At 56.7% G+C, this 20,557-nt stretch carries 23 protein-coding genes and 1 riboswitch; of the genes, 13 read left to right on the forward strand and 10 right to left on the reverse strand.

All coding sequences use genetic code 11. The features are described from left to right. Positions 1-70 precede the first annotated feature (70 nt). From pcaD to RCCS2_RS09060, 5 genes are read right to left on the reverse strand one after another with little or no spacing between them, the layout of a single operon-like run. Complete coding sequence (gene pcaD, locus RCCS2_RS09040; protein ID WP_008233497.1) at positions 71-859, reverse strand: 3-oxoadipate enol-lactonase; 789 nt, start codon at positions 857-859, stop codon at positions 71-73. Further along, positions 852-2,051, reverse strand: coding sequence for an endonuclease/exonuclease/phosphatase family protein (locus RCCS2_RS09045; protein WP_008233500.1), 1,200 nt, complete (start codon positions 2,049-2,051; stop codon positions 852-854). The genes pcaD and RCCS2_RS09045 overlap by 8 nt, the downstream gene beginning before the upstream one ends. Next, complete coding sequence (locus tag RCCS2_RS09050; RefSeq protein WP_008233502.1) at positions 2,048-3,019, reverse strand: threonine ammonia-lyase; 972 nt, start codon at positions 3,017-3,019, stop codon at positions 2,048-2,050. Before RCCS2_RS09050 ends, RCCS2_RS09045 begins: the two co-directional genes overlap by 4 nt. Further along, a complete protein-coding gene (locus tag RCCS2_RS09055) occupies positions 3,016-3,834 on the reverse strand; it encodes an alpha/beta fold hydrolase (protein ID WP_008233505.1) in 819 nt (272 codons plus the stop codon). Before RCCS2_RS09055 ends, RCCS2_RS09050 begins: the two co-directional genes overlap by 4 nt. Beyond that, complete coding sequence (locus tag RCCS2_RS09060) at positions 3,834-4,511, reverse strand: haloacid dehalogenase type II (RefSeq protein ID WP_037293985.1); 678 nt, start codon at positions 4,509-4,511, stop codon at positions 3,834-3,836. Before RCCS2_RS09060 ends, RCCS2_RS09055 begins: the two co-directional genes overlap by 1 nt. A gap of 131 nt (positions 4,512-4,642) precedes the next feature. Here RCCS2_RS09060 and RCCS2_RS09065 point away from each other — a divergent pair, with 131 nt between their 5' ends. After that, positions 4,643-5,077 (forward strand): FKBP-type peptidyl-prolyl cis-trans isomerase, encoded by a 435-nt coding sequence (locus RCCS2_RS09065; RefSeq protein ID WP_008233509.1) that lies wholly within the window; start codon positions 4,643-4,645, stop codon positions 5,075-5,077. A gap of 23 nt (positions 5,078-5,100) precedes the next feature. Here the strand turns inward: RCCS2_RS09065 and RCCS2_RS09070 are convergent, their stop codons facing one another. The 4 genes from RCCS2_RS09070 to fabA form a co-directional block, all read right to left on the reverse strand. After that, on the reverse strand, positions 5,101-5,730 hold the full coding sequence (locus RCCS2_RS09070) for a LysE family translocator (protein WP_008233516.1): 630 nt from the start codon (positions 5,728-5,730) through the stop codon (positions 5,101-5,103). 78 nt (positions 5,731-5,808) lie between these two features. Then, positions 5,809-6,600: an enoyl-ACP reductase FabI gene (locus RCCS2_RS09075; protein WP_008233517.1), complete on the reverse strand. Its 792-nt coding sequence runs from the start codon at positions 6,598-6,600 to the stop codon at positions 5,809-5,811. 4 nt (positions 6,601-6,604) lie between these two features. Continuing rightward, positions 6,605-7,834 (reverse strand): beta-ketoacyl-ACP synthase I, encoded by a 1,230-nt coding sequence (fabB, locus tag RCCS2_RS09080; RefSeq protein ID WP_008233518.1) that lies wholly within the window; start codon positions 7,832-7,834, stop codon positions 6,605-6,607. A gap of 46 nt (positions 7,835-7,880) precedes the next feature. Beyond that, a complete protein-coding gene (fabA, locus tag RCCS2_RS09085) occupies positions 7,881-8,390 on the reverse strand; it encodes a bifunctional 3-hydroxydecanoyl-ACP dehydratase/trans-2-decenoyl-ACP isomerase (RefSeq protein WP_008233519.1) in 510 nt (169 codons plus the stop codon). Between the two features lie 151 nt (positions 8,391-8,541). On the opposite strand from fabA, the gene irrA reads away from it, so the two are divergent. Continuing rightward, positions 8,542-8,958, forward strand: coding sequence for an iron response transcriptional regulator IrrA (gene irrA / locus RCCS2_RS09090; protein WP_037293807.1), 417 nt, complete (start codon positions 8,542-8,544; stop codon positions 8,956-8,958). 80 nt (positions 8,959-9,038) lie between these two features. Beyond that, positions 9,039-9,569: an REP-associated tyrosine transposase gene (locus RCCS2_RS09095; RefSeq protein WP_008233521.1), complete on the forward strand. Its 531-nt coding sequence runs from the start codon at positions 9,039-9,041 to the stop codon at positions 9,567-9,569. On the opposite strand, the gene RCCS2_RS09100 is transcribed toward RCCS2_RS09095, so the two are convergent. Next, positions 9,508-10,371 (reverse strand): hypothetical protein, encoded by an 864-nt coding sequence (locus RCCS2_RS09100; RefSeq protein WP_008233522.1) that lies wholly within the window; start codon positions 10,369-10,371, stop codon positions 9,508-9,510. The two genes, RCCS2_RS09095 and RCCS2_RS09100, sit on opposite strands and share 62 nt — an antisense overlap. A 113-nt stretch (positions 10,372-10,484) precedes the next feature. On the opposite strand from RCCS2_RS09100, the gene miaB reads away from it, so the two are divergent. From miaB to RCCS2_RS09150, 10 genes are all read left to right on the forward strand, one after another. Next, on the forward strand, positions 10,485-11,792 hold the full coding sequence (gene miaB, locus RCCS2_RS09105; protein ID WP_008233524.1) for a tRNA (N6-isopentenyl adenosine(37)-C2)-methylthiotransferase MiaB: 1,308 nt from the start codon (positions 10,485-10,487) through the stop codon (positions 11,790-11,792). Positions 11,793-11,938: 146 nt separating this feature from the next. After that, on the forward strand, positions 11,939-12,952 hold the full coding sequence (locus tag RCCS2_RS09110) for a PhoH family protein (protein WP_008233526.1): 1,014 nt from the start codon (positions 11,939-11,941) through the stop codon (positions 12,950-12,952). Continuing rightward, positions 12,949-13,449, forward strand: coding sequence for an rRNA maturation RNase YbeY (gene ybeY / locus RCCS2_RS09115; protein ID WP_008233528.1), 501 nt, complete (start codon positions 12,949-12,951; stop codon positions 13,447-13,449). The genes RCCS2_RS09110 and ybeY overlap by 4 nt, the downstream gene beginning before the upstream one ends. Positions 13,450-13,470: 21 nt before the next feature. After that, a complete protein-coding gene (locus RCCS2_RS09120; RefSeq protein ID WP_008233541.1) occupies positions 13,471-14,358 on the forward strand; it encodes a CBS domain-containing protein in 888 nt (295 codons plus the stop codon). Beyond that, positions 14,351-15,850 (forward strand): apolipoprotein N-acyltransferase, encoded by a 1,500-nt coding sequence (lnt, locus tag RCCS2_RS09125; protein ID WP_008233542.1) that lies wholly within the window; start codon positions 14,351-14,353, stop codon positions 15,848-15,850. Before RCCS2_RS09120 ends, lnt begins: the two co-directional genes overlap by 8 nt. 33 nt (positions 15,851-15,883) lie before the next feature. After that, positions 15,884-15,931, forward strand: a riboswitch (SAM-SAH riboswitch). A gap of 7 nt (positions 15,932-15,938) precedes the next feature. Further along, on the forward strand, positions 15,939-17,120 hold the full coding sequence (gene metK / locus RCCS2_RS09130) for a methionine adenosyltransferase (RefSeq protein ID WP_008233544.1): 1,182 nt from the start codon (positions 15,939-15,941) through the stop codon (positions 17,118-17,120). A gap of 68 nt (positions 17,121-17,188) precedes the next feature. Beyond that, positions 17,189-17,905 carry a tRNA (guanosine(46)-N7)-methyltransferase TrmB gene (gene trmB / locus RCCS2_RS09135; protein ID WP_008233552.1) on the forward strand — a complete coding sequence of 239 codons (717 nt, stop codon included), beginning with the start codon at positions 17,189-17,191 and terminating at the stop codon, positions 17,903-17,905. A gap of 76 nt (positions 17,906-17,981) precedes the next feature. After that, positions 17,982-19,334 carry a 3-phosphoshikimate 1-carboxyvinyltransferase gene (aroA, locus tag RCCS2_RS09140; protein WP_037293809.1) on the forward strand — a complete coding sequence of 451 codons (1,353 nt, stop codon included), beginning with the start codon at positions 17,982-17,984 and terminating at the stop codon, positions 19,332-19,334. Then, entirely contained in the window at positions 19,331-19,939 is a 609-nt protein-coding gene (locus RCCS2_RS09145) for a (d)CMP kinase (RefSeq protein ID WP_008233554.1), read from the forward strand. The genes aroA and RCCS2_RS09145 overlap by 4 nt, the downstream gene beginning before the upstream one ends. Positions 19,940-20,026: 87 nt before the next feature. Next, positions 20,027-20,545, forward strand: a complete 519-nt coding sequence (locus RCCS2_RS09150; RefSeq protein WP_008233555.1) for a hypothetical protein — start codon at positions 20,027-20,029, stop codon at positions 20,543-20,545. Positions 20,546-20,557: the final 12 nt, after the last annotated feature.

Consider the following 20,557-nt stretch of genomic DNA (forward strand, 5'->3'; position numbering starts at 1 on the left):
TAAACTGATGGGTTCAGTTTGCAAGCGCAGAGTGCCGGTGACGTAAGGTGGATACAATCCACCCCACTGCTCAGATATGCCCGACGCTTTGCAGAAATCCTGTCAGATGACCCGCATAGGTTTCGGGTTGCTCCACGCAGGGTAAATGTCCCACCCGTCGCATCAGCGCAAGTTGTGATCCCGGGATCAGATCAACCGTCTCGCGCACCAGATCAGGCGGGGTTGAGCCGTCTTCGGTTCCGGCGATACCCAATGTCGGGATACGCAGCCCGCTGGTGGATGTGTAGAAATCCGTGCCTGCGATAGCGGCACAAACGCCCGTATAGCCTATTACATCGACCGCCTCAAACATCGCCTGCCATGGGGCCAAGGCGGGGCTGTTATAAAAATCGCGGCCAAACCAGCGTTCCATGATCTGGTTCGACGCGGCTGTCATGCCACCGTGGTGGATCAGGGCGATGCGGTCCTGCCAGAATGCAGAGTTGCCGATTTTGGCGGCGGTGCACGATAGGACCAACCCCCGTATCAGATCAGGGCGTTTGACTGCCAGACCCTGGCCGACCATGCCGCCCACAGACAGGCCGACGAAGATCGCATCGCGGACTTCACACGCATCACAGACAGCTTCGGCATCACTGATCAATTGGCCCATTGTATAGGGTCCGTCCGGCACATCTGACTTGCCATGCCCGCGCATATCGTAGCGTAGAATTCGCAATCCTTTGGGCAGATAGGGCAGGATCGGATCCCAAAGGTGCAGGGTTGTACCGAGTGAATTGGAAAAGACCACTGTCGGCCCACCCACAGGCCCTTCGTGTTCATAATACAGCGTCACGCCATCGCGTGTTACCTCAGCCATCTGGATCGCCCAGCACCATATGCGCCATGATCTGCCCGTGGTCAGAGGCCAGTTTGTTGTAAGGCGCTTCGGGGTGTGATCCGTCGGTCAGGTGGTCGTTGAGGACGCTGAAATACTCCATCTCGCCGATCTTGCCGGCGAATTCCGGCAAAAAATGCCGCGACATCAGGATCTGGTCGATACTCTCAAAAACACCGCCGAAGGCAGAAGTATAGACCATGTCGCGCAGGGATTTTTTAACAAAAAGCTTCTCTGCTGAATAAAGCCGCACCTTGCTGATTTTTTCCTGAATGATCTCATTTTCTGCGTCCGAATAACGATCCCGGCGCGTTTGTGCATCGTGCCTGCGCATCCATGCGTAGTTTTTGAATGGGGTCTCACCGCTGATAATCTCGGATGACACTGCATGTTCGTTGTCGTTGAAATCGCCCAAGACCATCACCGGATTGCCTGCTTCCAGCTCTTCCAGCACGGCCTTGCGCAGCACCCAAGCCTCGGCCATCCGGCGCAGGGCAGACCGCAGCGAACCCATCGCGCGTGTTGCCGGATCATAGTTCACAAGATTAGCGGCAGGCGGGAAGGCGGCACCTTCGGGGCGGGGCAGTTCGCCCAGTTTTGATTTCAGGTGGCAGTTAAAAACTGTGATCACCGCGTCACCCACCGGGATACGTACCTTAAGGATCGGACGGCTGAGGCGCTTGATTTGATATTGGCCGCCGTCACTGCCATCCAAATCGCTGAAAGGCACTGTCAGCGGTTTTGGCAAGTCCTGTATGATCTCAGGTTCCCCGACAAATCCAAACCGCGACAGCACCGCAATGCCGGGGCGGCGCTGGCCCGGGCCGCCATCAAAGCTGTTGGGTGCGAACGCCAAACCGGCTTCGGTATAAGGCTCATAGGCCAGTTTGCGAAAGATCGCCTTGCGGGCGTAACCTTTGGACCGATGCGGTATGACGGCCTCATTCGCGGCCTGTCCCAACCCATCCGTTTCGATGACAACATCGCGCAGCGCTGCTTCGGAAAAGATTTCCTGAAAGCAAACGACATCGGCGTTCATCGTCAGTAACTGGTCCGCCAACCACGCCCGTTTCCAAGCGTATTCTTCGGGCGTATATTCCTCAAACCGGTAATATTCTTCTTCGGCTTCGATCAGATTTTTGACGTTAAAGCTGGCAATCGTAAAGCGGCTCATTTCAGGGTCTCCAGTGCTTTGGCAAAGACATCCGGATCGACATTGCCGCCGGTAGCCACTGCGATCACGGCATCCCCTTCGGATGTATCAGGATGGAAAAGAGCCGCGGCAAGAGCCGCAGCGCCGCCCGGTTCGACAACGATCCGCAGCCGATCAAAGGCAAGGCCAACGGCGCGCATGCAGTCTTCTTCGCTTACCACGACACCCGGGCCACAGTGTTCTTGCATGATCGGAAAAGTCAGATCACCGGGTTTTTCCGTGATGATCGCGTCACAAAGTGAACCACCCAGCCGCACATTGCTTTCGATCTTGCCGCTGATCAATGACCGGGTGACATCATCAAACTCTTCCGGCTCAACAGGGCGGACCCGCAGCCCCGGCGCATCGGCCGCCAAGGCAAGCGCGATACCAGACGTTAGCCCGCCGCCACCACAACACACCATAACATCAGCGTTGGTCACACCCATGGCGTTCATCTGTTCCGCGATTTCAAGCCCGGTGGTGCCTTGGCCTGCAATGACCTGCGGTTCATCAAACGGTTTGATCAGGGTCAGACCGCGTTCTTGTGACAGGCGCGCGCCAATTTCATCGCGGTTTTCGGTTTCGCGATCATAAAGCACGACATCGGCACCCAGTGCCCGTGTGTTTTCGATCTTGATGGTCGGCGCATCACTGGGCATCACGATAACCGCAGGGGCACCGAACGCGCGCGCCGCGAGGGCGACCCCTTGGGCGTGGTTCCCGCTTGAAAACGCGATGACGCCGGTTTTGAGCGCGCTGTCGCCAAGTGCCGATACCGCGGCACGCCCACCGCGAAATTTGAACGATCCTGTGTGTTGCAGGCATTCTGCTTTCACAAAAACCCGCCGTCCGGCGATGTCATCCAGGAACGGTGAAGTCAGGATCGGTGTACGCCGTGCATGCCCTTTGATGCGGTCTGCGGCGGCGCGTATCATGTCGATATTCATTGCAGTTTCTCCAACCAAAGGTGCAGCGCGTCCAGCGCATCAGGTTCATCTAGAAATGGGACATGGCCACGCCCGGCGATATCGGCGCGGATCATATCAGGGCGACGTCGCATCATTTCATCGGCTGTGTCGCTGGTGAGCAAGTCCGAGTTGGCACCACGGATAAGCGCGAGTGGCAGATCAGCCAGCGCATCGAACAGCGGCCAAAGATCAGGCGCTGGCTGCGCGCCAGCCGCGAGCACGGCATCCCTTAGCTTTGGGTCATATCGAATGATCAAACCCTCGTCAGTCTCTTGATAATGCGCTTTCACCTCGGCCAGCCAACGGGTCATGGGAACGTTTTTGAAGTGGGTCCAAAGTTTCGCTCGCGCTGCGGCTGCTTCGGCGTAAGTTTTCTGCGCCGGGTTACGGCCGATGTAGTCCTTGATCACCGCAAGCCCTTTATCCGCAATCTCTGGGCCGATGTCGTTCAGGGCTGCGCCTAATAACCGATCTTTTGCTGTCGCGGCCAACACCATCGCAATCAGTCCGCCGCGCGAGGTGCCAAGGATCGCTGCTTTCTCAAGCCCCAAATGATCCATCAAGGCCAGCACATCCGCGGCCTCTTGCGGGATTGTATAGGTTTCGGGGTCAGCCCAATCCGATTGCCCGCGCCCCCGATAATCAGGGCGGATCAGGCGGACGGGCAGATGCGGGGCGACATGGTCAAAGTCGGCGCCGTTCCGGGTCAGACCTGCCAGCGCGATGACGGGAATGCCATCGCCTTCGTCGGTGTAATGCAGGTTTAGCCCGTCGGCAGATTGATAGCTGGGCATCAGGCAAGCTCCGGTATTTTGGTCAGGTCGTGCAGCACATGGTGGGGTTTGGCATAGAGCCTGTCCATTGGGTCGCCCGCGCGGTTCACCCAGGCCGTTTGGAAACCGTAACTCGCGGCCCCCGCGGCGTCCCATCCGTTTGACGACACGAAAAGCACATCGTCCTTTGCACAGTCAAAATGCGCGCCAACAAGGTCATAGACGCGATCATGTGGTTTAAAAACGCCCACGTCCTCAACGCTGAGTATTGCATTCAGCAGATCACCGATGCCTGCAGATGACACGGCACCATTCAGCATGTCCGGCGATCCGTTCGACAAAATAGCGGTTGCCTTGCCGCGCGCCTTGAGCGTTTGCAGCATGGCAGGCACCTCTGGATAGGCGGCGAGTTCCCAATACAGCTCAAGCAGGCGGGTGCGAGTGGCATCATTGCTCAGGCTGTTCGCCTCCAGTGCCCAATCCAACCCGTCTTGAGTTACTTGCCAGAAATCGCAGTGCTGTCCAGCCACAGCACGCAGCCATGTGTATTGCAACTGCTTAAGCCGCCAATCGCGGGCGACGGCGGGCCAGACCGCGGCCAAGTCGGTATGTGCCGGGTCTTTGGCGGCTTGCATCGCAGCCGCATTTACATCGAACAGGGTCCCGTAGGCATCAAACACAACTGTCGTGATCGGCATCATCATCTCCCAAAGTCAGGCGTATCGTGTCACGGCAAGGTCTGGCCGGAAAGAGGCAATGCGTTTGCAAAGCCCGGTCCCAGCGCATAGCGTACGGTCGACCAATTTCCTTAGCAGAAAGCAACACCCCCATGAGCCAAGCAAAAGCAGGCGATACCGTACGCATTACCTATGTTGGTACCTTAAACGACGGCAAGGTGTTCGACAGTTCCGAAGGGCGCGACCCGCTGGAATTTGTTGTAGGGTCCGGTCAGGTGATCAAAGGGCTTGATAGCGCGATCCCTGGCATGGGTGTGGGCGATAAAAAGGACGTCGCCGTGCCTTGTGATCTGGCCTACGGGCAGGCGAACCCCGACGCACGCCAAGCGGTGCCACGCGACCAAATCCCAGCCGAGATCCCTTGCGAGGTTGGTACGCAATTGCAGATGCAAACACCACAGGGCCAAGTGGTGCCAGTGACGGTGGCGGAAGTGACAGAGACCGAGGTGACGTTGGATGCCAACCATCCGTTGGCGGGGCAGGACCTGAACTTTGCGATCGAGATTGTGGGGATTGATGCGGGGTAGTTGGCATCGTTTAGGCTAAAGTCCTATTGCGCCCTTTTAAATGCGGCTGTTGCGACACCCATTGCAATTAATGCACTTCCGCCCAGACGCGCGAACCACGCCAACACGGTGGGTTGAGCGATCTTGCTACGCAGCTTGTCTGCCAGCAGCGCATAGGCCAGCGCGTTCAAAGCGGCGAGGCCAACAAAGGTTGCGATCAATATCGCAAATTGGGGTAAGAGCGGGCTTTCAACCACGATGAATTGCGGGACGAATGCGATGAAAAACACGATTGATTTGGGGTTCAGCGCTGTTACGGCTGTTGCATGGCCAAACACGCTTGAAGCCCGCGTTTCGATCACTTTTTCAAGATCATCAAGCGACGCTGTTGCGGCGCTGCGGAAAAGCTTGATCCCCAGATAAACAAGATAAATCGCCCCGACCCATTTCAACACCGTAAAGAGAGTGGCAGAGGCCAGAACCAGCGCACCAAGCCCAGCCAATGAAGCGGACATGGCGATAAAGTCACCAAGCGCCACACCACCGACAGTGGCAAGGGCCACGCGCTTGCCTTGGCTGATGGCATAGCTCAACACCAGCAGAACCGTCGGACCAGGTATCAAAAGAAGCGCGGTCGATGCTGCAACAAATGCCAGCCAAACCTGAAAATCCATAGTGTCCGTCCCCGAATGTCTGTCGCAGTTGTTCTCATCCTACGTCGGATGGGTGAGCAGAACCATCAAAAAGGCGGGCTATACCAAATGATCGGGCTGCGGCATGCCCAATACGTGGAACCCACCATCCACGCGGATAATTTCCCCTGTCGTACACGCCCCCGCATCTGACGCCAGATAGACGGCGGTGCCGCCTACGGCCTCGAGCGTTGCGTTGGACCGCATGGGCGTGTTTTGCTCGGTATGCTTATACGTTTTGCGCGCCCCACCAATCGCTGCCCCTGCAAGGGTTTTCATCGGGCCGGGGCTGATCGCGTTCACGCGGATGCCTTGGGGTCCAAGGTCATTGGCCAAGTAACGCGTCGCTGATTCCAGCGCCGCCTTTGCCACGCCCATGACGTTGTAAAATGGGGTGACGCGGTTAGACCCTTGGTAGGTCAGCGTCAACAATGTGCCGCCGTCTGGCATCATCTGCGATGCGCGGTTGGCCACGTCGATGAAGGAATAGCAAGAGATTGCCAGTGAGTTCTTAAAGTTGTCGCGGCTGGTGTTGATGAACCGCCCGGTCAGCTCATTCTTATCCGAAAACGCGATGGCGTGGACCACGAAATTAAGCGTACCCCAGCGGTCTTTCAGCGTCTGAAACGCAAGGTCCATGCTGGTGTCATCGGTCACATCCACATCGACCATGATGTCAGAGCCGACCGATTGCGCCAAAGGTTCCAGCCGCTTGCCAAACGCCTCGCCTTGATAGGTGAATGCCAGTTTTGCGCCTGCGTCCGCCATTGCCTTGGCGATGCCCCACGCAATGGACCGTTCATTGGCCACGCCCATGATCAATCCGCGTTTGCCCTGCATTGAGATTGTCATCAGATTACCCTTTGAACTTGGACAAAAGCATTGAACCGTTGGTGCCGCCGAACCCGAAAGAGTTGGTCATCACCGTGTCGAGCCCTGCGTTTTCCACCAGCGATGTGGCGATCTCTGCAGGGTCTAAAGCCGGGTCCAGATTTTCGACGTTGATCGACGGCGCGATAAAATCGTTTTCCAGCATCAGCAGACAATAGACGGCCTCTTGCGCACCCGTGGCCCCTTGACTGTGGCCCGTCATGGATTTGGTCGAACTGATTGGTGGTGTGGTGCCTTGGCCAAAGACGCGGCGAACCGCTTCAACTTCGCCCACGTCGCCCACAGGCGTCGATGTGCCATGTGCGTTGATATAGCTGATCTTGCGATCATCAGGCAGGGTTTTCAGCGCACTGCGCATCGCACGTTCGCCACCTTCGCCGGAAGGGGCGACCATATCGGCGCCATCGGAGGTGGCTGAGAACCCGGTGACTTCGGCATAGATTTTGGCACCACGTGCCTGCGCGTTCTCAAGGCTTTCCAGAACGACCATCGCGCCGCCGCCAGCAATCACGAAACCATCACGGTCGGCGTCGAATGCACGGCTCGCGCGTTCCGGTGTGTCGTTATACTTGGACGACATCGCACCCATTGCGTCAAAGAGGCAAGACAGGGTCCAATCCAATTCCTCGCCACCGCCCGCGAACATGATATCCTGATTGCCCAACGCGACCTGCTGTGCCGCCATTCCAATGCAGTGCAAGGATGTCGAGCAGGCGGAGGTGATCGAAAAATTCATCCCCTTGATTTGATAAGCCGTCGCAAGGTTGGCGCTGACGGTCGAGGACATGGCCTTTGGCACGGCAAAGGGGCCGATCCGCTTGGTCGCACCTGTGTTCTTTACAACCTCATGCGCTGCCAGAATGGCAGAGGTCGACGGCCCGCCGGACCCTGCAATCAGACCTGTCATCGGGTTCACGACCTGATCTTCGCCCAATCCTGCATCCGCAATCGCCTGACCCATCGCGATGTGCGCGTATGCTGCACCAGGGCCCATAAAGCGCAGGGTGCGCTTGTCGACGTGTTCCTTGATGTCAATCTTGAGCGTGCCAGCAATCTGGCTGCGAAAGCCGTGCTCGGCCATCTCGGGCGAGGCTTCGATGCCGGATTTACCCGCCTTCAGCGCGGCAAGCACCTCATCTGCATTATTCCCGATCGGCGATACGATCCCGAGACCTGTAACAACAACACGGCGCATGGGCACCTCTCCTTTTTCGATGGGGTTAGAGGCTTAGCTCTCGGATTTAGCTTTCGGACAGGGCGACTTTCATGTCGGTGACTTGATAGATAACCTCACCATCCGCCTCTACGATGCCGTTGGCGACACCCATGGTCAGACGGCGGGTTTGGATCGCCTTGGTGAAATCAACCTTATAGGTCAGCATCTTACGGTCAGGGCGGACCATGCCGGTCAGTTTCACTTCGCCGACACCCAGCGCGTAACCGCGCCCCTGCCAGCCGCGCCAGCCCAGGTTGAAACCGGTCAGCTGCCACAGACCATCGAGGCCAAGGCAACCGGGCATGATCGGATTGTTCGGGAAATGACAATCAAAGAACCAAAGGTCAGGCGTGATATCAAATTCAGCGACGACATGGCCTTTGCCATGCTCACCGGCATCGCCCGAGATATCGGTGATCCGATCCATCATCAGCATCGGCGGGGCAGGGAGCTGTGCATTTCCTTCGCCAAACAGTTCGCCGCGCGAACATTTCAGCAGGTCGTCTTTGTCGAAAGATGTAGGATAATCGGCCATCTCGCTGGTCTCATTCTTATTTACTGCGTCCAGTGACCTGTAGCACTCTGCGGTTTATAAGGGCAAGTCTGTGCTTTTTCTGACTGTTTTCATTTGATCCGGGGGATATTCTTCCCATATAGATTGAGAATAGATGTCAAAAAGAGCGATTATGTCAGACATAGCAACACAGCGCAGTACGAATTGGTTGGCTGGAGCAGGGCTTCGTCCGACACGGCAACGCATGACATTGGCGTCATTGCTTGTTGGTGATGGACAGGATCGGCATGTGACGGCAGAGAGCCTGTTTGCGGCGGCGTCCAATGCGGATGAAAAAGTGTCGTTGGCAACCGTCTATAACACGCTGCGCGCCTTTTGCGATGCAGGTCTGATGCGCGAGATTACTGTGGACGGATCGAAGAGCTACTTTGACACGAATATGACCGATCACCCCCATTTTTACTGGGAAGACACAGCAAAGCTGACTGATGCGCCTGCGGACCAGTTGGAAATTTGTAATTTGCCCGATGCGCCCGAAGGGGCAGAAATTGCATCGGTGGATGTGGTTATCAGGTTGCGACGGACCTGAGAATGTATGGTGGATCATGATCCACCTTACTTTTTGAAACGTTTCACCATTAATTAACCTTACCGCGCCACGCTATCGGTATGTCCAATTATCGCCGTCTTCGCGTGCCCGGTGGCACCTACTTTTTCACTGTGCGTTTGCAGGATCAGCGCTCTGATTTGTTGATCTCTCATGTTGATCTGTTGCGCGATGCGACGCGGCTTTGCAAGAAACGCTGGCCTTTTGCAATTGATGCTGCGGTCATACTTCCCAGTAAATTGCATATGATCTGGACCTTGCCTGAAGGTGACGATGACTTTTCAAAGCGGTGGCGGATGATCAAATCAAGCTTTTCGCGCCACGCCCCCGCACCGCATCACATTCCTGAAAGCCATCGCAGACGTGGTGAAAAAGGCATTTGGCAACGCAGGTTTTGGGAACATCTGATCCGGGATAATGATGATCTGGCGCTGCATATGCATTTGATCCGATCTGCGCCTATTCACGAGGGTCTTGTGAAAAAGCCCAGCGATTGGCCTTATTGTTCACTGCATCACACGTCGCGCAGGCTTAAAACCACTGCCCCGGCTCCATCAGGCCCAGGTCCATCAATTGCTGCGATTGCCAGCTGAACTGCGCCGACTGTGGCCAGTGGAAGGTATTGATTACGGCGCGACTGCCCGGGTTACGCCGCAGCGCCTTGGCCGTGCGAAACGAACAAATCGCCGCTGACAGGTTGTTATGCCACGGACAGGAATATGTGTTGTATTCGGCCAGATTGAATGACCGATCGGCCAACATCTGCAATCCCGGCTGTGCCCGGAAAAATGAAATGCGATCAGTGCGTTGGCGCGCCTTTGGAATATGTTCTTCGAAACGCCACCGCAGGCCGCCAAAGATATTGATCTGCCGGTCCAGCGTTTCGCCTGCTGCATCTTCGCGGGCCAAAGCATAGTAGCCTGACTTGTCAAAATATGCGCTGTCGCGATCTACACCGTTGGCATGCACGGTAAGGTCTTTTGCGTAAAGATCGACGATATAGCTCATGACCGTGTCGCGCCGTTCTTCGCGCATGAAGGTCAGCATCTCACCTACGCTGCGGTGTTCGCAAAACGGATAGAGCAGGTATTCGGCGTTGTAGCAATAATAGAGCCATTGGTCCGGCAGCGCCTTGATCATCGCATTGGCGATTGTCTGCAATGCATCTTCGGCGCTGACATCAAAGTCGACGCGATGCAGCTTGTCTGGTACCTCTGCGGGAAGGGCGTGTTCAGGGGCACAAAAGGCTATCAAATGCGCGAAACCTGCATTCGCGTGATGGGTGATGGTGCTTGCGACCTCTACATCGTCTTCGATCAGGATCAGTGCCACCGGCCCGTCGGGCAGGGTGCGTCGGGCGTCATTGGCCAAGGCTGCAAGTGATGGATAGTGCATGTGGTCTCGCGTCGCGGGGGAACCGGTGCAAAATCGGCGATATCTGGCCGCATTGCAAGCGTTCCGCCAAATCGCTAGAAGGCGCAGGTTGCCCCAATCCAAGAGCTTGCCCCATGTCCGCGCCCAAGAAGCTTTATATCAAGACCTATGGCTGTCAGATGAACGTCTATGACAGCGAACGCATGGCCGAGGCGCTGGGCGGCAAAGGTTATGTCGAAACGCAGACGCCTGACGACGCGGATATGATTCTGCTGAACACCTGCCATATTCGCGAAAAAGCGGCAGAGAAGGTGTATTCTGAGCTGGGCCGTTTCAAGAGATTGAAAGCTGAGAACCCTGATCTGAAAATTGGCGTTGCAGGATGTGTCGCTCAGGCTGAGGGTGAGGAAATCATCAAACGCCAGCCGATGGTGGATTTGGTGGTTGGCCCCCAAAGCTATCACCGATTGCCTGCGATGGATGATGCCATTCAGACGGGTGCGAAAGCGCTCGACACTGATTTTCCAGATGATGACAAGTTTGAAACGCTCAAAACACGGACCAAAGCCAAGCGTGGCCCGACGGCATTTTTGACGGTGCAGGAAGGCTGCGATAAATTCTGCGCTTTCTGTGTGGTGCCATATACGCGCGGCGCCGAAGTATCGCGCCCCGCTGATCGCATCATCCGTGAGGCGCAGGAATTGGTCGAAAGTGGCGTGAAGGAAATCACGCTATTGGGCCAGAACGTGAATGCCTATCATGGGCATGCGGGTGGTTTGGCCGGGCTGATCTGGGCCTTGGACAAGGTTGATGGGTTAGAGCGTATTCGTTTTACCACATCCCATCCCAACGATATGGACGATGCGCTGATTGAAGCGCACGGACGCTGCGATAAGCTGATGCCCTATCTGCATTTGCCAGTGCAGTCCGGATCCGACCGTATTCTCAAGGCGATGAACCGCAAACATACGGGCGAAAGCTATGTGCGTTTGATCGCGCGCATTCGTCAGGCGCGTCCTGATTTGCTGCTGTCCGGTGATTTTATTGTGGGCTTCCCCGGTGAGACGGATCAGGATTTTGAAGACACCATGCAGTTGGTACGCGACGTGCACTATGGGCAGGCCTATTCGTTTAAATATTCAACCCGCCCGGGCACGCCAGCGGCGGAAAAGCCACAACTGCCCGAGGACGTGATGAACGACAGGTTGCAGCGCTTGCAGGCACTTCTTCGTGAACAGCAACAAGCGACACAGGCCGCAATGGTGGGCCGCGAAGTGAAGGTGTTGTTTGAAAAAGCGGGACGCGAACCGGGGCAGATGATCGGCAAGTCTGAGTATCTGCATGCGGTTTATGCGGATGCCCCGGCTGATGTGATTGGGCAGGTGCGGCGCGTAAAGGTTGTGCAGGACAGTCCAAATTCATTACGAGGTGCGTTGATGTAAGGTGGATCGTGATCCACCTTACCTGATCACGCGTTAAGCACTTTATAAAGAATTCCGTCGCAAACCTGTGACAATCGCCTGTCAGACCTTGCACCTTGCGTTTCGACGCGCCACCATAGCCATATATAGATGAAGAGGAGAGCTGATTGGCCACCGGTGCCCTGACCCCACCCAGCGAAGCTGCGACAGAAGCCTTGCTGGAGTTTCCCGACAACTTTTTGCTGATCGACCTTTGCGGCGAATACGATCGCAACCTGACCACCATCGAAGACAAACTTGGCGTGCAAATTCTGCGTCGTGGCAACCAACTGGCCGTGATAGGCGAGGCGGACGCCCGGCTGGAGGCCACGCAGGTATTGGGCGCGCTCTATAGCCGCCTTGAGGCCGGTCGCACGCTGGAACCCGGTGATCTGGACCGCGAATTACGCATGGGTGCCGAGCCGATGTTTGATCCGGCCCGTGATGGCGACCAGATTGAGCTTTTTAAAGGCGAAACCGAACGGGTTGAAATCAAGACCCGCAAAAAGCTGATTGAACCGCGCACCGATGCGCAAAAGGCCTATGTTAAATCGCTTTTTGCCAATGAATTGGCTTTCGGCATTGGCCCCGCGGGGACGGGTAAGACCTATCTGGCCGTTGCTGTTGGCGTGAACATGCTGATTTCCGGCCATGTTGATAAGATTATCCTGTCCCGTCCGGCTGTCGAGGCGGGCGAAAAGCTGGGGTATCTGCCCGGCGATATGAAGGACAAGGTCGATCCTTACATGCAGCCGCTTTATGATGCGCTGAATGATTTTCTGCCGGGCAAGCAATCGGCCAAGATGATGGAGGAAAAGGTGATCGAGATTGCACCTTTGGCCTTTATGCGTGGCCGTACCCTGTCCAATGCCTTTGTTGTGCTGGATGAGGCGCAGAATGCGACCACAATGCAGATGAAGATGTTCCTGACCCGTCTGGGCGAAGGTAGCCGCATGGTGATCACAGGCGACCGCACCCAGATCGATCTGCCGCGTGGTGTAAATTCGGGGCTGTGGGATGCGGAACGGTTGCTCAAGAATATCAACAAGATCAGCTTTAATTACTTCACGTCCAAGGATGTTGTCCGTCACCCATTGGTTGCCGCCATTATCGAAGCCTATGAGGCGGATGATCCCAAGTGACCGTCGACTGCGTGGTTGAAGACCCGCGCTGGGGCGATATCAATGCTCTGGCACAGATCGCGACAGATGCTGCTTTGGAACGGCTTGGTCTAGAATCCTCTGTTTTCGAAATCAGTGTCTTGGCCTGCGATGACGCGCGAATTGCTGTGCTGAACGAAGGGTTCCGGGGTAAACCGAAGCCTACGAATGTGCTAAGCTGGCCGTCAGATGAGCGTGCGGCCGCAATAGATGGCGAAATGCCGCTTGCACCCCGGCCCGGTCCTGACAATGAACTTGGTGATATCGCCATTGCCTTTGATACCTGCACCCGCGAAGCTGCGGAGGCAGGCAAAACCATGCAAGATCATACGATCCATTTACTTGTGCATGGCACGCTGCATCTGTTGGGTTTCGATCATGAACGTGACCGCGATGCCACCTTGATGGAAGGGTTAGAGACAGAGATACTTGGCAAACTGGGTATTCCTGACCCATATAGAGATGAAACGGGGCAATAGACCCACATAGGTAAGGATAAAATGGCCGATACAGGCGACGTACCGTCTAGCGCTGCGCAAAGCGCGCAGCCGGATCAAACCACTACTTCACCGGGGCTTTTGACCCGCTTGCGCAATGCGTTTCGCCCGCCCACCCCGCCAGAGGTGCATGAGGAGGAGCCGCAGCCGATGCTCAAATCCGCAGGTTCTGTTCTGGGCATGCTTAATCTGCGCCGGATGCGGGTTGAGGACGTGTCGGTCCCCAAGCCTGATATCGTGGCGGTGCCTGTCACCATCACAAAGGATGAATTGGTTGAGGTGTTTCGGGACAGCGGCCTGACCCGCCTGCCAGTGTATGATGGTACGTTGGATACGCCCATCGGTATTGCGAACCTCAAGGATTTTGCGTTGCGTCATGGCTTTAATGGCAAAAGCCCGTCAATGGACCTGCGCGCGATGGCGCGCCCCTTGATCTATGTACCGCCCTCAATGCCGCTGGGTGTGTTGCTGCAAAAGATGCAGGCCGAACGTATCCATATGGCGTTGGTCATTGATGAATATGGCGGCACGGATGGTCTGGTGACTATTGAAGATCTTATTGAACAGGTTGTCGGTGAGATCGAGGATGAACATGACATCGAAGAGGCCAAAAGCTGGGTCATGGAAAAGCCTGGCTGCTATCTTGCTCAGGCCCGTACTGATTTGCATGATTTCGAGGCTGAGATCGGAATGACGCTGACCCACCCCGAAGAGGTCGATGAAGAAGAGATCGACACGCTGGGCGGTTTAGTCACCATGCTGGCCGGGCATCTGCCAGCGCGGGGCGAAGTGATCGTTCACCCCGAAGGTCCGGAGTTCGAGGTTGTCGATGCTGATCCACGCCGGGTAAAGCGTTTGCGCGTGCGCCTGTCCGCTGCAAGCAATGGCTGACAGTATGACGCAATTTGCAGCCCAACCTGCATGGGTGCGGTTGGGTTCGCTTGCCGTGTTGGGGGCTATGGCCGGTTTGGGGCAGGCCCCGTTTGATTTTTGGCCTGCGACTATTCTGGCGCTGGCTGCACTGTTTATTCTTTATCCTGTCATTCAAAATGCCAGGCAGGCGGCTTTGCATGTCTGGGCTTTTGGGTTTGGTTATTTCGCCTGTAGCCTGCGCTGGATCGTTGAACCGTTTTTGGTGGATATCGCGCGCCATGGCTGGATGGCGCCATTTGCTTTGCTGCTGATGGGCGCGGGTGCCGCATTATTTTGGGCGCTGGCCGCATGGTTGGCCTCACGCTTGGCACCGGGGCGCATTGGCATGCTGGGTTTGTTATTAGTCGGGGCAGAGGTGCTGCGCTCTTTGATCCTGACAGGGTTTCCGTGGGCTTTGCTGGGCCATGTCTGGGTCACGACATGGTTGGCGCAGGTGGCAGCCTTTGGCGGACCGCATCTACTGACCCTTTTGACGGTAGTTTGTGGTGTGGCTGTGGCGATGCTGGCAAGGCGCAATCTTATTGCCGGGCTGGTAACACTTGGTCTTGTTCTGGCGATGGCTTTTGTTGTGCGATCCGGTCCAGAGCCGGAACGCACAGGCGACGATCCCGTGGTGCGCCTTGTCCAGCCCAACGCGCCGCAACATCAAAAATGGGACCCTGCCTATGCGGATATCTTTCTTAACCGGTTACTGCGGCTGAGCGGCGAAGGTGATCTTCCTGATCTTGTGGTCTGGCCCGAGACGGCGATCGCCTATCTGTTGAACCATATTGAAGACGATCTGCGCCTTCTGTCTGACGCAGCCCGCGGCGCGCCGCTGGTCTTTGGCATCCAACGCCGCGATGCGCAGGCCCGCGCATATAACAGTCTTGTCGTTATGGGACCGGGTGGCGATGTGCAAAGCATCTACGACAAGCAACACCTGGTCCCCTTTGGTGAATACATGCCCGGCGCGCGGCTGCTGGGCCGGATAGGTGCGACGGGGCTTGCGCGCAATCTTGGTGTCGGGTTCACGCCGGGTACGACACCCGGGCCGGTGCAGTTGCCGGGCATTGGGGCCGCCGTGCCATTGATTTGCTACGAGGGTATTTTTGCCGAAGAAATCACCTATGGCGACACACGACCGCGGTTGCTGCTTTTGATCACCAATGATGCCTGGTTCGGGCAGGCGGCGGGCCCACATCAACACCTTGCGCAAGCGCGCCTGCGTGCGATTGAACAGGGGTTGCCGATGGTGCGCGTTGCGAACACAGGCATCAGCGCAATGATAGATGCCAAGGGCCGGATTTCGGCGTCCTTGCCGTTGGGCGTCGACGGGGCCATTGATGTCCCCCTGCCACCGGCCTTGCCTGCAACGCTTTATAGCCGCTGGGGTGATTTGCCGGTGACTATGCTGCTTTTGTTGTTAACCTTTGGGGCATATCTAGGGGCAAAACGCGATAGCGATTGACCTTCCTGTTGGCGCACCCTATGCGGGTCTCCAATTCTGTCACAACGGCTTCCTGACGTGGCAGAGATTTTTAATGGAGCACATCCCCATGGCGCGTAATAACTATATTTTCACCTCGGAATCTGTATCCGAAGGTCACCCTGATAAGGTCTGCGACCGTATCTCAGATTCGATCCTTGATGCCCTTCTGACAGAGGAACCTGAAGCGCGGGTCGCTTGTGAAACCTTTGCCACGACAAACCGCGTTGTCATCGGGGGTGAAGTTGGATTGTCTGACCAATCCAAGCTGAATGATTACATGGATCGGATCGAAGACATCGCGCGCGCCTGTATCAAGGATATCGGCTATGAGCAGGATGAGTTCCACCACGCGACTTGCGAGATTACCAACCTGCTGCACCAGCAATCGGCCCATATAGCCCAAGGTGTAGATGCGTCCGAAGGCAAGGACGAAGGTGCCGGTGATCAAGGGATCATGTTCGGCTACGCGACAACAGAAACCGCTGAACTGATGCCAGCACCGATCCAATACGCCCACGCGATCTTGCGCCGCTTGGCCGAAGTGCGCAAATCCGGTGAAGAGCCGACATTGCGCCCTGACGCCAAAAGCCAAATTTCCCTGCGTTATGTTGATGGCAAGCCGGTTGAGGCGACATCAATTGTATTGTCGACCCAGCACCGTGATGAAAGCCAAAGCAGTGCTGATATCCGCGCCATTGTCGAACCTTACATCCGTGAGGTTCTGCCAGAGGGTCTGATTACGCCACAAACCGAATGGTGGGTAAACCCGACGGGGACGTTTGTCATTGGTGGCCCGGATGGCGATGCGGGCCTGACCGGGCGCAAGATTATTGTTGATACCTATGGTGGTGCCGCCCCGCATGGCGGTGGTGCATTCTCGGGTAAGGACCCAACCAAGGTGGACCGTTCCGCAGCCTACGTCGCGCGCTATCTGGCCAAGAACGTGGTTGCCGCTGGTATGGCGGAACGTTGCACCATTCAGCTTAGCTATGCGATTGGTGTGGCCAAGCCATTGTCGATTTATGCCGATACGCATGGCACGGGTGAGGTTGCGCCTGCCGATATCGAACGCGCCATCGCACAGGTAATGGACCTGACGCCGCGTGGCATCCGCGAGCATCTTGCCTTGAACAAGCCCATTTATGAACGCACCGCCGCCTACGGTCACTTTGGTCGCGCACCGGACGCTGATGGTGGGTTCAGCTGGGAACGGACCGATCTGGTTGAGGCGCTCAAACGCGCTGTTTGATTGGTGGGGTGGGCCAGACCCGCCTCACCTGATTGCGCATGTGACCTGCGCTTGCTAAAGCCCGCCGCATGAGCAAGACCAATCATCCCTCCGGTGCCCCATGGCGCAACTTCTATGGCCGTTTCAAAGGCAAGACGATCCGTGCATCCCAGCACGACTACCTTGAAAACGATCTCGCCCCATTGTCCCCTGGCCCTATTGGGTGGGACGAGAACCCGGAGCGTACGCCGCTTGATCTGACGAAGGTCTTTGGCGGCAAGGAAATTTGGCTCGAGATTGGTTTTGGCGGCGGCGAACACCTGATCCATATGGCCGAAACCTATCGCGATGTCGGCCTGATTGGGTGTGAGCCGTTTATCAATGGTGTCGCAATGCTGTTGGGTAAAATTCGCAAGGCGGATGTTGATAATCTGCGTGTGCATCCCGGCGATGTGCGCGATCTTTTTGATGTGCTGCCTGACGCGACTTTATCCAAAGTCTTTCTGAATTACCCCGACCCATGGCCCAAGAAACGCCATCACCGCCGCCGCTTTGTCACGCCAGAGCATCTGGGCCCCTTGCACCGTGTGATGAAACCCGGCGCTGAGTTGCGTGTGGCCACCGATATCAAGGATTATGTCCGCCAAACGTTAGAGCAGGTGCCCGCCCATGGTTTTGAATGGCTGGCCGAGCGTCCTGCGGATTGGCGTGATCCTTGGACCGATTGGCTCTCGACCCGCTATGAACAAAAGGCCTTGCGAGAGGGGCGTACGCCCCATTATCTGACCTTTCGCCGGGAGTTTTGAAGGCAAGATAGTGAGGGGCAATGGACCCCGTTACTGGCCTGGGTTATCAACACCACGAGTTTAAAAGGAATACTGCATGTCCGGTCACGGCACCCCGATCCCTATGATGTCGCGCCCTTGCGGCCCCTTGTCGGGTGAGGCCCATGTGCCCGGCGATAAGTCGATTTCGCACCGATCCCTGATCCTTGGCGCGATGTGTGTGGGCCAGACCCGTATCACTGGTCTGCTTGAAGGCGAAGATGTGCTGGATACCGGGCGCGCGATGGAGGCCTTTGGCGCCACCGTAACCAACCATGGTGATGGGGAATGGACTGTAACTGGCGTTGGTGTCGGTGGTTTTGCAGAGCCTGAGCAGGTGATTGATTGCGGCAATTCGGGCACGGGTGTGCGTTTGATCATGGGGGCCATGGCGACCTGTCCGATTACCGTGACCTTTACGGGCGATGCATCACTGAATGGCCGCCCGATGGGCCGCGTCACGGATCCTTTGGCGCTGTTTGGTACACAGGCTGTCGGGCGCCAAGGTGGCCGTTTGCCGATGACGTTGGTTGGCGCGGTTGATCCGGTGCCGGTGCGCTATGTTGTTCCTGTCCCGTCCGCGCAGGTCAAATCTGCGGTGCTTTTGGCGGGGCTGAACGCCCCCGGCCAGACCGTTGTTATCGAGAAAGAGGCGACCCGCGATCATACGGAACGTATGTTGCAAGGGTTTGGGGCCACATTGACGGTTGAGCAAACCGATGAAGGCCGTGTGATTACGCTTGATGGCCAGCCGGAACTGACCCCGCAAACCATTGTTGTGCCCCGTGACCCATCCTCTGCGGCGTTTCCTGTATGTGCGGCGATTATTACGCCGGGATCTGACGTGCTGGTCCCCAATATCGGGCTAAACCCGACACGCGCGGGTCTGTTCACCACATTGCAGGACATGGGCGCAGATCTGGTTTACGAGAACATGCGCGAAGAGGGCGGTGAGCCTGTCGCGGATCTGCGCGCAAAGTTTTCGCCTGACCTGAAAGGCATTGCTGTCCCGCCAGCGCGGGCGGCCAGTATGATTGATGAATACCCGGTGCTGTCTGTTGTCGCCGCTTTCGCGCTAGGCGTGACCGATATGCAGGGCGTCAAGGAGTTGCGTGTTAAAGAAAGCGACCGGATTGATGCGATGGCCAAGGGGTTGCGTGCAGCAGGCGTAAGCGTGGATGAGGGCCCCGATTGGTGGAAAGTGACAGGGTTGGGCCACGGTAATGTGCCGGGTGGTGCGACCGTCGCCAGCCAGCTTGACCACCGGATTGCGATGGCATTTATGGTGATGGGCATGGCCACGCAAAAACCGATGAGTGTGGATGATGGCAGCCCGATTGCGACCTCTTTCCCGATTTTTGAGGACTTGATGGCAGGGTTGGGCGCCCAGATCGTGCGGACCAATTCATGAGCTTCACCGTTGCCATTGATGGCCCTGCGGCGGCGGGGAAAGGGACAATCTCCAAGGCGGTCGCGGCGCATTTTGGGTTTGCGCATTTGGATACGGGCCTTCTTTATCGCGCGGTGGGCGCGAAAGTGATCGCTGGGGCAGCGCCGATTGCCGCAGCTCAAGCACTGGAAACAACTGATCTGGAAAATGACAGTTTGCGCACGCCGCAGGTGGCACAAGCCGCCAGCGAGGTTGCGGTCATCCCGCAGGTACGCGCGGCATTGATCGCGTTTCAGCGCAGCTTTGCTGGGCGGGATGGCGGCGCAGTTCTGGATGGTCGTGATATCGGGACAGTGATTTGCCCTGATGCCCATGTGAAGCTGTTTGTGACCGCCAGTGCCGCATGCCGTGCTGAACGCCGCTTTCAAGAGTTGGTGGGCAAGGGGATGGATATGACGTTGGACACCGTTCTGGCGGATGTCAAAGAACGGGATGCGCGTGATCGCAATCGGAAAACAGCGCCTCTAGTGCCTGCCGATGATTCCATTGTCATTGATACGTCGGATTTATCTGCTGCCGAGGCTATAGCCGCAGCCATCAAGGTGGTGGATGCAGCCCGCAGTTAAGTTTGCTGCATGTTGCAACGCCTCACCAAAGCTTGCTTTGCGCAACTGTGATCCGCCGTCCTAGGCTGACACCATAAGGAGTTGCCTATGATCCGTATTCTCGCGCTTGTCGCATTTTTGTTGCCTGCCTCTGCATCTGCCCAAGAGGCTGAACCGCATATGACCTTACCGCGCATGGCTGAAATCGTACTGGCGCTGGACCCTGATGCGCAATTGTCAGGGGCCGGTTTTTCGCTGACCATTGATGATATCCCGGTTTTGATTGTCACCGATGTGCGCGCCAACCGGATGCGTGCGATGGTCCCGATCCGTTCAGCCGAAACAATGACGGCAGAGGAGATGCAGCGCGTGATGCAGGCCAATTTCGACAGCGCGCTTGATGCGCGTTATGCAGTTGCCCGGGGCCAGCTTTGGGGTGTCTTCCTGCATCCGTTCAAAGAACTGGAGCGCGATCAGTTTATTTCGGGCGTGGCGCAGACGGTCAATGTGGCCAAAACCTATGGCTCGCTTTACACCAGTGGGGCAGGGCAGTTTGGCACAGGCGATAGCAGTGATCTGCAACGCGAATTGATCGAAAGACTGCTGGAGCAAGGCGAAGAAATCTGACACCACTGGTTT

It is taken from the genome of Roseobacter sp. CCS2 (assembly GCF_000169435.1).
Lineage (GTDB): Bacteria > Pseudomonadota > Alphaproteobacteria > Rhodobacterales > Rhodobacteraceae > Yoonia.